This is a genomic window from Duganella sp. CF458 (genome assembly GCF_900113115.1).
Lineage (GTDB): Bacteria > Pseudomonadota > Gammaproteobacteria > Burkholderiales > Burkholderiaceae_D > Rugamonas.
The window spans coordinates 203,444-217,044 of the sequence record NZ_FOOF01000001.1 but is presented as its reverse complement, the minus strand read 5'-3'; the positions used below and the strand labels follow the sequence as shown (position 1 = coordinate 217,044).

Here is a 13,601-nt window from a genome sequence, read left to right as displayed (position 1 = left end):
TTATATTTTGAAAATTAAATATAAAGTATGAAACTTCTCGCCCTGCCAGCCATGCTGCTGGCCCTGGTCGCCGGAACGGCCCAAGCCGGCATCGCAAGCCCATTTACGGTCGATTTCGGCAAGCATTGGACCGGCAATAATCAAAGCTTCAACTATGACGACAAGGTCCTGAAATCGTTCAGCGGCACGCTGCGTTCCGACTTGAGTTCGTTGCGCAATTGCCTTAACAGCGTCAGTGGGGATGCGCATAACTCGACCTGTTTCTTCGCCGACCAGTCAGACTGGAAAACGCCGTATTTCCAGGATTATCGAAGCCGCTTTGACACCGATGTTCCGATAACGGCCAGCCTGCAGAGCCGGCTTCAAGTAAAGAGAGATGGTAGTTACTCCGGTTACTTCTCGTTCGTACACTTGATGGACGAGTTCATCCAAGGCGGGAACGGTAGCTACGTGAACAACTCCTTGACGATTTATATGTTCAGGTTCCGCGGTGAGGGCTTGGCATGGGATACGACCATGAATGCATCCCTCGCAGAAGCGATGTGGAACAAAGAAACGATGTACTCAAAGACGTTCAGTACCGATTGGCTACGTGAGACGATTGATCCCCTGACTGGCGAGTCGTTGAGTGTCATTGGCGAGGGCTGGGACGGTACTGTGGACCTCGATGCAGCAGCAGCGGTTCCTGAACCTGCCGCCCCGGCGCTGTTCGGTATCGGCTTGGCTGCCCTCGTTGCCCTGCGCCGGAGGAAAGGGTGAAGTCCCTCGTGTTGCCAGCCATCCTCCTGGCTTCGACTGGCTTGGCGCATGCCGGCATCGCGACGACATTTAATGTCGACTCCGGCAAGCACTGGAGCGTCAAAGACGATGTCCTCAGTTATGACACGCAGATCTTCACGCCGTTTGGCGGCACCTTGCGTTCAAACCTGACTTCCCAGCGCGATTGCCGCAACCGATACGTCGGCACGGCGCACAGTTCGACCTGCTTTTTCGACTTTGACCAATCGGGTATCAAATCGCCGTTCGACAACGGCTATCTTGCCCGGTTCGAATCTGCGGAACCTCCCGATCAAGTCCTATATGCCAATATTCAGGTAGCACTCGATGGCAGCTACACGGGTCACTTCATTTTCGCTGTCGAAAAGAATGAATACAATTGGAACGATAGTACATCGCTTTTCTACAGCGCCAGCTACCAGCTGCTCTTCAAAGGGACTGGAATGGACTGGGCGACTTCAATCGATGCTGCCTTGGCGGAAACGCTGTGGCACCGGGAGTCTCTATCGGAGGTGACGTTCGGCACAGTGTGGAGCCGTGTCCGGAATGACTGGAGCACCGGCGCTGAAACGTGGCTGGAATGGGAGGGTTGGGAGAGTGACTTGAAGGTGGCCGCTGTCCCTGAACCAGCTACAGCGGCGCTATTCGGTATCGGCTTGGCTGCCATCGCGGGCCTGCGCAGGCGAAAGCGCAACTAAGCTGCGCTGGCAATTGCAAGATCGCGGCAGAAGGCGGCGCTGGCCTCGTCGGAAGGGAAGCACGCTTCGACGTGCAGTTCCTCCAGCGTGACGTCGCGCGGGGTGCCGAAGGTGGTGATGGTGGAGAAGAACGCCACGCGCTGCCCGTCGCGCTCGAACACCGTTTCAAGCAACGGCGCCGGTACGCTACGCAGGTCGCGCTGGCGCCATTTCTCGGGCACGCCGGGATAGGCGAGGACTTCGTCCAGCAGGGCGCGCGCCTTGGCGTCGTTGGGCGTTGTCGCAACCAGCTTGTGCAGGTGGGCCAGCAGGTGGCCTGCGATTTCTTCCCAGTTCACCAGTGCGGCGCGCAAGTCCTGCGGGTCGAATGCGTGGCGCAGCATATTGCGGTGCGGGCTGTCGCGACCGCCCAGCAGCCAACGGTTCATGCGGATGGCGGCCTCGTTGGCCATCACGATATCCCAGTGGCGGTTCATCAGGAAGGCGGGGTAGGGTTCCTGCTGCTTCAGCATGGCCTCGATCGCGCGCCGCATCGGCGCCAGTTCGGGATTGGCCAGCGCGGATTCCGTGTAGCGCGGGGCGTAGCCGGCGGCCACCAGCAGCGCATTGCGGTCGCGCAGCGTCATGTCCAGCGTGTCGGCGATGCGTGTCAGGATGTCGCGGCTGGGCTGGGCCTTGCCGGTTTCGATGCAGCTCAGATGGCGGGTGGAGAGGCCGGCGTCCAGCGCCAGGTCCATCTGGCTCAGGCGGCGGGCGGAGCGCCATTCGCGCAGCAGGGCGCCAACGTGGACGATCGGGGTCGGGTTTGCGTTCATGTGGCGATATTAGCAAGGTTTTGTGAGGCAGTTCCATGACCTCCGAGGTCATTGCTTCGCGTCGCTCTCGGACCGATCATGCATTCCATCGATAACCTGTCTTGAAGGAGATGAGCATGATTCGCCGAAGCTTTTTAAAAGCCGCCGCCGCATTGACCGCCATGACCAGCGCGGGACGCTTCGCCAGCGCCGCACCAGGCGTTGGATCGGGAGGTGCGGTGGGCGTCGCGGTGGGCGACGCTGCATTGCGGACCGAGGCGGCGCGCGATGCCAGGCGCTGGCAGGCGGCGCGGCGCTTCGTCGCCACCAGCGCCGGACGTGTGGCTGTGGTCGAGCGGGGCCACGGGCCGCAGGCGGCCCTGTTCCTGCACGGCCTTCCTCTGAACAGCTTCCAGTGGCGTGGCGCGGTGGCGCGCCTGGCGCCCCATCGCCGCTGCATCGCGCCGGACTTCCTCGGCCTTGGCCACAGCGAGCCTGCGCCGGACGCCAAACTCGATCCTGAAGGCCAGGTAGCCATGCTGGCCGAACTGCTCGACAAACTGGGTATTGATAAGGTCGACCTGGTCGCCAGCGACAGCGGCGGCGCCGTGGCGCAGCTATTCCTGGTGCTGCATCCGGAGCGTGCGCGCAGCCTGCTGCTGGCCAACTGCGATACCGAAATCGATTGCCCGCCACCGGCCATGCTGCCGGTGATCGAACTGGCCAAGCAAGGCAAATTCGCGCAGGAGTGGCTGGAGCCCTGGCTGGCGGACAAGGACAAGGCGCGCTCGCCCGAAGGCCTGGGAGGCCTATGCTACGCCCGCCCTGCCGCGCTGGCGGACGAGGTATTCGAAACTTACCTGCGCCCCCTGGTCGACCATCCGCAGCGCTTGCACGGCTACATCGCGGCGCTGGAACGCAACGCGCTGCACGGCATCAAGCCCGCGCTGAAAACCAGCACGGCCCCGGTACGCGTGTTGTGGGGCATGGCTGACGGCATCTTCCTGCCGCGCGGTGCCGACTATCTCGAACAGGCTTTCGGCAACAGCAAGGGTGTGCGCCGCATCGAAGGCAGCAAATTGTTCTGGCCCGAAGAGCGCCCGGACCTGATTGCGCGCGAAGCGCTGGCGCTGTGGCGCAGCGCCTAAAACCTAACGCCTAACGCTTGCGGTAGATGCAGACCATGATATCGCTGGGGAAGAGCCGCATCAGCGGCAGCACCACCCAGCGCATGCCAAGGTAGCGCAGCGGCGCCTTGAACGGATGTACCTGGCCGAACACCGTCATCCAGCGCCACATGCCTTCCTTCTTCACGGCGGCCAGTTCGGTGCTGTGGCGCAGGGTAAAGCCCTCGCGTTCCACCAGCCTGGTGAGGTTGGCCGGATTGAAGTAATGCACATGCGGCGAAGGCATGCCCTTTTGCCACAGCCGGTCGAACGGCGCATGGAGGCCGAAGCGCGCGAACAGCTTGGACAGTCGGTAACACAGCCCGTGGCTGCTCGGCAGGTTCAGCACCAGGGTGCCGTCCGGCGCCAGGCGCTGGTGGCAATCGCGCAGCGCGGCACGGATGTCGGGAATATGTTCGATCACTTCGTTCAGGACGATGATGTCGAATTGTTCCCCCTCCGCCAGCGCCTGCGGGAAGTAGCCGATACGCACCGGCAGCCCGCGCACGGCCGCTTGCCGTGCCAGCGCTTCGTCGGGCTCGACGCCCAGTACGTCGAAGGCGCAGGATGCCGCTTCCAGGAACCAGCCATGGGCGCTGCCCACGTCAAGCAGGGTGTTGGCGCGCGGCGCGGCGAACTGGCGGGTGAGGGCGACGACGGTGCGGCAGTTCTCCTGGCGCAGCGCATTCAGCGACGCTTCCCGCAAGTCCTCGTCGCTTGCTGCGGGTGTAACAAAATGGGCCGCGCCTTCGTAGGCGCAGCCAGGGCAGGTACGGTGCCAGCCTGAGAGGCCGGCCTTCAATGGGGCGTAGCAAATAATACAAGTCATGCGCGCCACGATAGCATGCTTACATTGTTGCGATATTCACAAATACTCACTTTGCAGACTGCGGTAGAATCGCAGGTTTGGATCTTTCCGAGGTTTCGCAATGAAATGGGCTGTTGTCGGCTTTTACATCTTGTCCGTCCTGCATATCCACTTCCGTGGCAAGGTACGCCTCCCGTTCGGCCGCCAACTGTTCGACCACTCGTCGTTCATGGCTCCAATCAATATCTTCATGCACTGGTTCTCGCGCGTGCCATCCACGCCTTACCTGCCGGTTGACACCTTCAAGGAACTCAAGCCGCTGGAAGACAATTGGCAAGTGATCCGCGCCGAGGCGGAAAACCTGCTGCGCCTGCAGAAGATCAAGGCTTCGGAAAAGAACGACGATGCCGGCTTCAACTCCTTCTTCAAGAATGGCTGGAAGCGCTTTTACCTGAAGTGGTACAACGCCAGCCACCCGTCGGCCCAGGAACTGTGCCCGCAGACCTACGCCCTGCTGGCCTCGATCCCAGCGGTGAAGGCCGCCATGTTTGCCGAACTGCCGCCGGGCGGCAAGCTCAATCCGCACCGCGACCCGTTCGCCGGTTCGCTGCGCTACCACCTGGGCCTGGCCACGCCGAACGATGACCGCTGCTTCATCGACGTTGACGGCGAGCGCCATAGCTGGCGCGACGGGCAGGGCGTGATTTTCGACGAAACCTATATCCACTGGGCCATCAACGGCTCCGAGAGCGACCGCATCATCCTGTTTTGCGACGTGGAGCGCCCGATGCGCTATCGCTGGGCGCAGGCAGTCAACCGTTTCCTGGGCCGCACCATGATGACGGCGGCCGCTTCGCCGAACGAGCAGGGCGACCAGGTCGGCCTGGTGTCGAAGCTGTTCCGCGTGTCCTTCTACGCCGGCAAATACCGCCGCGCCTTCAAAGCCTGGAACAAGACCGTCTATAAGATCACCAAGTTTGGCCTGATTATCGGCGTAGCAGCAGCGATCTATTACATCTGAGGCGGCGGCGTTTCAGCGGCACGCGGCGACGGTGAACTGGTAGCGCAGGGCGATGCGGCGCCATTCGCGATCGCAGGGCATGGCGGCTGCGATCTTGTCCAGTTCCGCTGCCAGCTCGCCGGCGCCGCGCGCCAGCACGAAATGGCGGCCGAACTGGCTGAAGGGCTTGTCGCCCAGATGCAACTGCCCCACCGCAAGCTTTTCCCTGTCCATCTGGCGCCGCAGGTAGCGGAACGAGCTGAGCGGCATCACGGTGAAATCGGCCTGGCCCGCCACCAGCTTGCGCAGGTTCGACATCGCATCGGGCGCGTTGCTGCGTGTCAGGCTCTTGCCGACATATTCGTCGATGCCTGAATAACGGTTGCCGTAAATGCCGGCAAAGCGCAAGCCCACCAGGGACGCCGGTCCTTGGTAGCGCACCGGATTATCGATGCGCGACACGATGGCATTGCTGTCTTCCAGGAAGGCCGGGCTCCAATGGAAACGCTTGCGCGGCACGTCGCCGACGAAGGCCGGCGACAGGAACAGCGCCACGCCGTCGAAGCCGGCGGGTGCTTCCATCAGCTGGTTCAACTGGCGGCGCTGCAGCGACACCAACTGCAGCGTGTAGCGGCCTTCCAGCTTGCGGTTCACATAGCGCACCAGTTCCGGCGCAAGGCCGCTATTGCCGTCGGAGTAGGGCGGCCCGCGATAACTGTTGTAGGCCTTGACGATGGTGTCGGCGCCGGCCGGTGCCGCGGCCGCAAGCAGCAGGGCGAAGGCAAGGCGGCGCCGCGGCATAGGTCAGCGCGTGTTGGCTGCCGGCAGGCGCATTTCGTCCTGCGTCAGGATCCAGATGCGGTCGACATAGCCGTTCATGTCTTCCGTGTAGTTGACGATGAAGGTCGCATCGGCCAGCATGTTCGGCACCACGGTCAGGTTCTCTTCGCTGAAGATGCGCGCCGCAGGCGAGAGCTGGCGCGGCTTGCCGTCGATGGCGATGTCGGGCGCATACCCGAACCTGATCTTGCCGCGCTTGGCCTTTGCCGGGAATGGGCGGGCATCGTTGGCCAGCGCAGGCAGGGAGGGAAGGGTGATTGCTGCCGCAAGGGCCAGCAGGAAGTGTCGTTTGTTCATGCGCGCTAGCTTACCATGCTGGCGAACATGGCCAAAACAGCCAGGGCCATCACTGTTGTACAGGACCAGCCCAGCACACGCAGGCGGCGTGACAGGACCACCCCGCCCATCACTCCGCGCCGGGTCGACAGCAGCATCGTCACCACCATTACCGGCACCGCCACCACGCCGTTGATGACGGCGCTCCAGAACAGGGCCCGCATCGGGTCCATGGGGAGGAAGCCGATGCCAACGCCGGCCAGCGTGGCGGCGGCGATGATGGCGTAGAACTTGCGCGCAGCCCGCGGCTGCAGTTCCAGGCTGCTGCGCCAGTTGAAGGCGCCAGCCACGGCGTAGGCAGCCGAACCGGCCAGCACGGGAATGGCCAGCAAGCCGGTGCCGATGATGCCCAGCCCGAACAGCGCAAAGGCCAATTCGCCTGCAATCGGCCGCAACGCCGCCGCAGCCTGCGCCGACGAGCCGACATGGAAGATGCCATGCGCATGAAGCGTGACCGCGGTGGTCAGCATGATCGACCACGCCACCAGGTTCGAAAAGCCCATGCCGATGGCGGTATCGAGTTTGATGCGGCGCAGTTGCGGGCGTACCTGGCGCGGCGCGCGCTTGAGTGGTTCGGCCTGTGGGTCGGCGTGCAGTTCCTCGACTTCCTGCGCAGCCTGCCAGAAGAACAGGTAGGGGCTGATGGTGGTGCCGAACACCGCGACCATGGTGGTCAGGTACTCCTTGTTCCACTGGATGTGCGGCGCGAAGGTGTGGATGGCTACTTCGCGCCAGGGCACGTCGATCACCAGTACCGTGGCGGCATAGGCCAGCAGCGCCAGCGTCAGCCATTTCAGCAGGCGCGCATAGCGCTGGTAGGGGATGAAGACTTGCAGCAACACCGACAGCAGGCCGAAGGCCAGCGCATGCCATTGCGCCTTGCCGCCTGCCACCAGGTGCAGCGCATCGCCCATGGCAGCCAGGTCGGCGGCGATATTGATGGTGTTGGCAAACAGCAGCAGGCTGACCATGGCATACAAGATCCAGGCCGGGAAGCAGCGGCGCATATTGGATGCCAGGCCGCGCCCGCTGGTGCGGCCGATGCGGGCGCTGGTTTCCTGGATGCCGACCATCAGCGGATAGGTGAACAGTCCCAGCCACAGCATGCCGAAGCCGAACTGGGCTCCGGCCTGGGAATAGGTGGCGATGCCGCTGGGATCGTCGTCGGCGGCCCCCGAGATCAGGCCCGGGCCGAGCTTGTCCAGCCATGATTGGCTCTGCTGTTCCATGCCACCGATGCTAGCGGCGGCGCGCTTTCCCTTCTGTTCGCGCACTCACATGGCGCTTTTCCCATGCAGCAAGGGCGCTGCGGTAGCGCTCCAGCTCTTCGTAGTAGAGGTCGAGCACGCACCAGGTGCAACCGCTGCGGCAGCAGTCGTCCGGGCCGGGTTCGGCCGGCGGTTGCGGCTTGGGATCGTCAGGCGCGACCACGTCCATTATTCTTCCATGGCCAGCAAGGCCTGGTTGCGGCCGCGCTGCTTGGCGCGGTACAGCACTGCGTCGGCCAGGCGCACCAATTGTTCGGGGCGGCTGTTTTCGGTGGGTACCAGCACTGCCACGCCGATACTGATGGTCACGTGGCCCAGCGGCGAGGCATCGTGCGGCAGCTGCAGCCGCGCCAGTTCGCTGCAGATGGTCTGCGCCACGCCGATCGCGTCGGCGCCAGGCGTGGCGACCGACAGCAGCGCAAATTCTTCGCCGCCGTAGCGCGCCACCAGGTCGGAGCTGCGCCGGCCGTGTTCGGTGATCACGCGCGCCACCGCGCGCAGCGTGGCATCGCCGGCCAGGTGGCCATAGCGGTCATTGTATTTCTTGAAGTAGTCCACATCCAGCATCGACAGCGCCAGCGGCTGGCCGGTGCGCTGGGCACGCCGCCATTCCGCTTCCAGCGCCAGGTCGAAGCCGCGCCGGTTGCTGACGCCGGTCAGGCCGTCGGTCTGGCTCAGCGCTTCAAGCTTGCGGTTGGAATCTTCCAGCTCGACGGTACGGGCGGCGACTTGCTGTTCGAGCACGGCCTGCAGGCGCGTCAGGCGCCGGATGCGCCAGTGGTACAGGCTCCACAAACCGCCCAGGATCAGGGCTGCGGCGGCCAGGCGGAACCAGCTGGTCTGCCAGTACGGTGGCGTGATGGTCACGTCCAGCGTGGCGGCATGTTCGCTCCAGCTGCCGTGATGGTTGGCCGCGCGCACCCGGAACAGGTAGCGCCCCGGGTCGAGGTTGGTGTAGGTGGCCACACGGCGCTCGGCATCGGTTTCCTGCCAGTCGGGGTCGAAGCCTTGCAGTTGGTAGGCGTAGCGGTTCTGCGACGGTTCGGTGAAGTGCAGGGCGGCGAATTCGATGGTGAAGGCGGTGGCTTGCGACGACAGCACCAGGCCGGTGGGCGCCGTCAGCGGGCCCTCCAGCCGGGCCTGCTCGCGGAAGCGGCCTTCGCTTAGGGAGTGGCTGAACAGCTTGATGTCGGTGATGGCTACCTGCGGCGGCACCGAATCGCTGCGCACCTGTTCCGGGTCGATGCCGGTCATGCCGTGCACGCCGCCGAAGTACAGCTTGCCGTCCGCGCCGGGCGCCGAGGCATTGGTGGTGAAGCCGTCGGTCATGCCGTCGGCCACGGTATACAGCTGGGCCGAACCATTGCCGGGATTCAAGCGGAACAGGCCCGCCAGCGTGCTGGCCCAGATCCTGCCCTTGGCATCGGACTGGATCGACAGCGTTTTCAAGTGTTGCACGGCCGCGGCGTGCGAGCGCAGGCGCAGGCCGCCGCGGGCCGTTTCTTCCACCTGCACCAGGCCGCGCGAGGTGCCGACCCACAGCCGGCCTTCGGCGTCCTCGTGCAGCGAAGTGACGTTATCGTCGATCATGCCTTCCGGGCCGCCGGCGCGCAGGTGGCGGAACTTGCCGGTGGCCGGGTCCAGCAAATCGAGCCCGCCGCCGTTGAATTCCGACCCCATCCACACGCGGCCTTTGCTGTCTTCCAACACCACGCTGGCGCCGCCGACACTGCGGCTGTCCGGATTTTGCGGGTCGTGATAAAACAGCAGGGAGCGGTCGCGCTGCGTGTCGTAGCGCACCAGGCTGTTGCCGGTGCCGAGCCACAGCACGCCATCCTTGCCCGGCGCAATGGAGTTGATGAAGTCGCTTGCGGTATTGCCAAAGCGTACCAGCTTGAATTTGCCGTCCGGCGTATCCAGCCGGTTCAGGCCGTTGGCCGTGCCGACCCACAACGGTCCGGCGGGCTGCTGGTACAGGCTGTAGACGATATTGCTGTTGATCGCACCGGGCCGGCCGTCGGCCTGGTAGCGCCGCAGCACCGCGCCCTTGGCCGGATCGAACTGGCCGACGCCGAGGTTGCCGGCTACCCAGACTGTGCCGTGCGGGCCGGTTTCCAGGCTCAGCAAGGCGTTGTTGGCGCGGCCGTGGCGTCCGTCCAGGCGGTAGGGCAAGTAGCGCGTGAAGCCGCTGCTGCTCAGGTTGACCAGGGCAATGCCATCGGTGAAGGAAGCGATCCACAGCATGCCGCCGCGGTCCTGCAGCATGGCGCGCAGGTTATCGCCCGGCAAGGAATATGGGTCGTCGCTGTTGTGGCTGTACTGGTCGAAGCGCTGGGCCACGGCATCCCAGCGCAGCAGGCCGGCCGACAGGGTGGTGGCCCAGAGTGTGCCGTCGCGGTCGAAGTAGAAGCTGGTAACCCGGCTGTCGGGCACGCTCACGGTTTCGCGCGTGTCCCATGGCTTGCTGCTGTCCCAGCGCCACACGCCGCCCTCGGTGCCAATCCACAGCACGCCGTTGCGGTCGAATTGCAGGGCCCGTACGATGTTGGCGCGTGCATTCGGGTCCTGGCCCTTGTCCACGCGGCGGTGCTCGAATTCGCTGGTGCCGGCGGGCAGGTAGTCCAGGCCGCCGGGCCAGGTGGCGGCCCAGACGCCGCCCTTGCCATCGACCGCCACTGCATTCAGGTCGTTGCCGCCCAGGCTGCCTGGACGGGCCGGATCGTGCAGGTGCAGGGTGAACTTGCCGGTGCCCGGCGCGAAGTGCTGCAGCCCGCCCCAGGTCGCCAACCACATGCCGTCTCCCCCATCCGACACCATGGCGCGGATGATGCGGCCGCTATGGGGTGCATTGCTGGGCACGAAGGCTGTGAAATCGTTGCTTTCCGGGTTGAAGCGCGCCAGGCCATTCTGGGTCCCGGCCCACAGCCGGCCCTGCTTATCTTCAAACAGCGCGGCGACGCGGTCATGCGGCAGCGTGCGCGGGTCGCCCGCCTTGCTGCGGTACTTGGTGACGCGGTAGCCGTCATAGCGGTACAGGCCGTTCGCTTGGGTGCCGATCCACATGAAGCCGCGCTTGTCTTGCAGCAGCGATAACATGGAGGGTTCGTCATTGCCGAGCGGCCCCAGTTTGCGGAAGCGCAGCGATGGCGCGGCGGCCTGGGCGGCAGCCGCGAACAGGCTGCTTGCCAGGACGACCAGCAAGAGAATGCGGCTCAGATGCCAGCCGCGAGCGTTAATAGCATTCATTTAGTGACATTATAGCTTCCATCTCGGCAATAATTTCCGCTCCGGAGCCCCAATCCATGCGCTTTACCACAGTTCTCGGGTATCATGCGGGGTTGGCCGCCGTTAATTAAAGAATTGTATGTCTGATATTGAGAACACCCCTGAGCAAGTAAAGTTCGCCGATTTCGGCCTGGCGCCGGAAATCGAGCGCGCACTGACCGACCAGGGATACGTGCACCCTACGCCGATCCAGGCGAAAGCGATCCCGATCCTGCTGCAGGGTCGCGACGTGATGGGTGCTGCCCAGACCGGTACCGGTAAGACGGCCAGTTTTTCGCTGCCGATCATCCAGCTGCTGCTGGCCCATGCGAACACGTCGATGAGCCCGGCGCGCCACCCGGTGCGTGCCCTGGTACTGGCGCCGACCCGCGAACTGGCGGTGCAGGTGGCGGAAAACGTGGCCGCCTATTGCAAGCACACTCCGCTGCGTTCCACCGTCGTCTTCGGCGGCATGGACATGAAGCCGCAGACTGAGAAGCTGCGCAGCGGCGTGGAAATCGTGATCGCCACCCCGGGCCGCCTGCTGGACCACGTGGAGCAAAAGAATATTTCGCTGGGCCAGGTGCAGATGCTGGTCATGGATGAAGCCGACCGCATGCTGGACATGGGCTTCCTGCCCGACCTGCAGCGCATCATCAACCTGCTGCCGAAGAAGCGCCAGAACCTGATGTTCTCGGCCACCTTCTCGCCGGAGATCAAGAAGCTGGCATCGAGCTTCCTGACCGATCCGATCACCATCGAAGTGGCGCGCTCCAATGCCACGGCGGAAAAAGTGACGCAGGTGGTGTACAAGGTCAACGAAGACCACAAGCGCGATGCCGTTGCCCACATCCTGCGCCAGCGCGAGATGAAACAGGTGATCGTGTTCTCCAATACCAAGATCGGCGCTTCGCGCCTGGCGCGCGGTTTGGTGACCGAGGGCATGAAGGCCGCAGCCATCCACGGCGACAAGACGCAGCAGGAACGCATGCAGGCGCTGGAGGCCTTCAAGAAAGGCGAGATCGACGTGCTGGTGGCCACCGATGTGGCGGCGCGCGGCCTGGATATTTCCGACCTGCCTTGCGTGATCAACTTCGATTTGCCGTACAACGCGGAAGACTATGTGCACCGTATTGGCCGTACCGGCCGGGCCGGCGCATCGGGCGACGCGATTTCGATCTACTCGGACAAGGATGAACGCCTGCTGGCCGACATCGAAAAGCTGATCAAGCAGACCGTCCCGCGCGGCACGCTGGAAGGCTTTGTGCCGGGCGGCTTCCGCAGCGACGAGCGCCATGGCGACCGCCGCCGCGACCGCACCCAGAGCGACCGCGCACCGCGCAGCGGCGAACGCCGCGAAGGCCGTGGCGACGGACCGGCGTTCCCGCCACGCCGCGAGAAAGTCGATCCATGGTTCCTGAAGCCGTACGAGCCGACTCGCGGCAATGCTGCCCCGGCTGCTGCGGCGCCGGCCGCACCGGCCAAGCCGAAACAAAAAATTGCCGCCCTGCTGGGCGGACTGCCGAAAGGCTAAGACGAAAAAAAAGCCCGCTGGCCAGCGGGCTTTTTTTTCGATCGTGGACGATGGTGCCTGACCCTGAGGGTCTGGCACTCGGGGTCTGACTCGATTAATGCTTGCCGAAGCAGGCCGGGCAAGAAACCCCCGCCACGTATTCCGGTGCCAGCTGCTGGCGCGGCGTCACCACGGCGCGGCAGGCGAAGCATTGCTTGGTTTCTGTCGGCTCGAGCTGAGGGTTCAGCGCCGTGCGGTAGTCGAACACGAAACAATCGCCGGTGTAGTGCGCGCCGCCCACTTCCTCGAAGTACTTCAGGATGCCGCCTTCGAGCTGGTACACATTGTCGTAGCCGATGTTCTGCATGTGGATCGCGGCTTTCTCGCAGCGGATGCCGCCGGTGCAGAAGGTCACCACGGTCTTGCCTTCGAAATCAGCCTTGTGCTTCTCGATCACTTCCGGAAATTCGGTGAACTTGGTCAGGCGGTAGTCGACGGTGTTGTTGAAGGTGCCCACGTCCACTTCGTAGTCGTTGCGGGTTTCGACCATCACGACCGGCTTGCCGTTATCGTCGTGGCCCTGGTCCAGCCAGCGCTTCAGGGTCTTCGCTTGCACATGCGGTGCGCGGCCTTCCTCCGGACGGATCAGCGGATGGCGCATGGTGATGATTTCTTTCTTGATGCGCACCAGCATGCGGCGGTGCGACTGCTCGGCCGACAGGCTTTCCTTGACTTCCAGGTCCGCCAGGCGCGCATCGCTGCGCACCCAGGCCAGGTACGCGTCGATATTGCCGCGGGTGCCGGACAGGAACATATTGATGCCTTCCGGGGTCAGCAGGATGGTGCCCTTCAGGCCCAGGCGGGCGCAGATGTCCTGGTATTGCGGGCGCAGTTCGTCCAGCTGGTTCAGGGTGATGAATTTGTAGGCCGCGATATTGACGTAAACGGCTGGTGCCGCGCCGGGCGTTGCAGGCGCGTTGTCGATGGTTGCTTGCATGGGATTGGTAATCGATTGAATCCGGAACAGCCGACATTATAGCCGCACTCGGCGAAATGCCCAAATAATAGGCAGGGATTGCCAAATGGTTAAATGATCTGGAATAATTGCTATCAAATGATGCAAATTAGAAAGGTCGA

At 63.7% G+C, this 13,601-nt stretch carries 13 protein-coding genes; 5 read left to right on the top strand and 8 right to left on the bottom strand.

From position 1 onward, the window contains the following. Positions 1 to 27: 27 nt before the first annotated feature. Complete coding sequence (locus BM269_RS00960; protein ID WP_090434658.1) at positions 28 to 759, top strand: PEP-CTERM sorting domain-containing protein; 732 nt, start codon at positions 28 to 30, stop codon at positions 757 to 759. After that, positions 756 to 1,475 carry a PEP-CTERM sorting domain-containing protein gene (locus BM269_RS00955; RefSeq protein WP_090434655.1) on the top strand — a complete coding sequence of 240 codons (720 nt, stop codon included), beginning with the start codon at positions 756 to 758 and terminating at the stop codon, positions 1,473 to 1,475. Before BM269_RS00960 ends, BM269_RS00955 begins: the two co-directional genes overlap by 4 nt. Here BM269_RS00955 and BM269_RS00950 read toward each other — a convergent pair. Then, a complete protein-coding gene (locus BM269_RS00950) occupies positions 1,472 to 2,290 on the bottom strand; it encodes a helix-turn-helix domain-containing protein (protein WP_090434653.1) in 819 nt (272 codons plus the stop codon). The genes BM269_RS00955 and BM269_RS00950 overlap by 4 nt on opposite strands. Before the next feature lie 116 nt (positions 2,291 to 2,406). Here BM269_RS00950 and BM269_RS00945 point away from each other — a divergent pair, with 116 nt between their 5' ends. Next, the gene (locus tag BM269_RS00945) at positions 2,407 to 3,417 is read left to right on the top strand and encodes an alpha/beta fold hydrolase (RefSeq protein ID WP_090434649.1); all 1,011 of its coding nucleotides are present in this window, start codon (positions 2,407 to 2,409) and stop codon (positions 3,415 to 3,417) included. Between the two features lie 10 nt (positions 3,418 to 3,427). On the opposite strand, the gene BM269_RS00940 is transcribed toward BM269_RS00945, so the two are convergent. Beyond that, a complete protein-coding gene (locus tag BM269_RS00940; protein WP_090434647.1) occupies positions 3,428 to 4,264 on the bottom strand; it encodes a class I SAM-dependent methyltransferase in 837 nt (278 codons plus the stop codon). A 100-nt stretch (positions 4,265 to 4,364) separates the two neighbouring features. On the opposite strand from BM269_RS00940, the gene lpxO reads away from it, so the two are divergent. Further along, positions 4,365 to 5,264, top strand: a complete 900-nt coding sequence (lpxO, locus tag BM269_RS00935) for a lipid A hydroxylase LpxO (protein ID WP_090434644.1) — start codon at positions 4,365 to 4,367, stop codon at positions 5,262 to 5,264. 12 nt (positions 5,265 to 5,276) lie between these two features. Here lpxO and BM269_RS00930 read toward each other — a convergent pair whose 3' ends face one another. Genes BM269_RS00930 through BM269_RS00910 form a run of 5 tightly spaced genes read right to left on the bottom strand, consistent with a single transcriptional unit; the run spans position 5,277 to position 10,933 of the window. Next, a complete protein-coding gene (locus BM269_RS00930) occupies positions 5,277 to 6,044 on the bottom strand; it encodes a substrate-binding periplasmic protein (protein ID WP_090434641.1) in 768 nt (255 codons plus the stop codon). Between the two features lie 3 nt (positions 6,045 to 6,047). Beyond that, the gene (locus tag BM269_RS00925; RefSeq protein WP_090434638.1) at positions 6,048 to 6,380 is read right to left on the bottom strand and encodes a hypothetical protein; all 333 of its coding nucleotides are present in this window, start codon (positions 6,378 to 6,380) and stop codon (positions 6,048 to 6,050) included. A 5-nt stretch (positions 6,381 to 6,385) separates the two neighbouring features. Further along, a complete protein-coding gene (locus BM269_RS00920) occupies positions 6,386 to 7,648 on the bottom strand; it encodes an NRAMP family divalent metal transporter (RefSeq protein ID WP_090434635.1) in 1,263 nt (420 codons plus the stop codon). Between the two features lie 10 nt (positions 7,649 to 7,658). Next, positions 7,659 to 7,856: an oxidoreductase-like domain-containing protein gene (locus BM269_RS00915; RefSeq protein WP_090434632.1), complete on the bottom strand. Its 198-nt coding sequence runs from the start codon at positions 7,854 to 7,856 to the stop codon at positions 7,659 to 7,661. Continuing rightward, entirely contained in the window at positions 7,856 to 10,933 is a 3,078-nt protein-coding gene (locus BM269_RS00910) for a ligand-binding sensor domain-containing diguanylate cyclase (protein ID WP_090434629.1), read from the bottom strand. The genes BM269_RS00915 and BM269_RS00910 overlap by 1 nt, the downstream gene beginning before the upstream one ends. Before the next feature lie 118 nt (positions 10,934 to 11,051). Between BM269_RS00910 and BM269_RS00905 the strand changes: the two genes are divergently transcribed. Next, positions 11,052 to 12,485, top strand: coding sequence for a DEAD/DEAH box helicase (locus tag BM269_RS00905; protein ID WP_090434626.1), 1,434 nt, complete (start codon positions 11,052 to 11,054; stop codon positions 12,483 to 12,485). 94 nt (positions 12,486 to 12,579) lie between these two features. Here BM269_RS00905 and BM269_RS00900 read toward each other — a convergent pair whose 3' ends face one another. After that, positions 12,580 to 13,461 carry a sulfurtransferase gene (locus BM269_RS00900; RefSeq protein WP_090434621.1) on the bottom strand — a complete coding sequence of 294 codons (882 nt, stop codon included), beginning with the start codon at positions 13,459 to 13,461 and terminating at the stop codon, positions 12,580 to 12,582. Positions 13,462 to 13,601 lie beyond the last annotated feature (140 nt).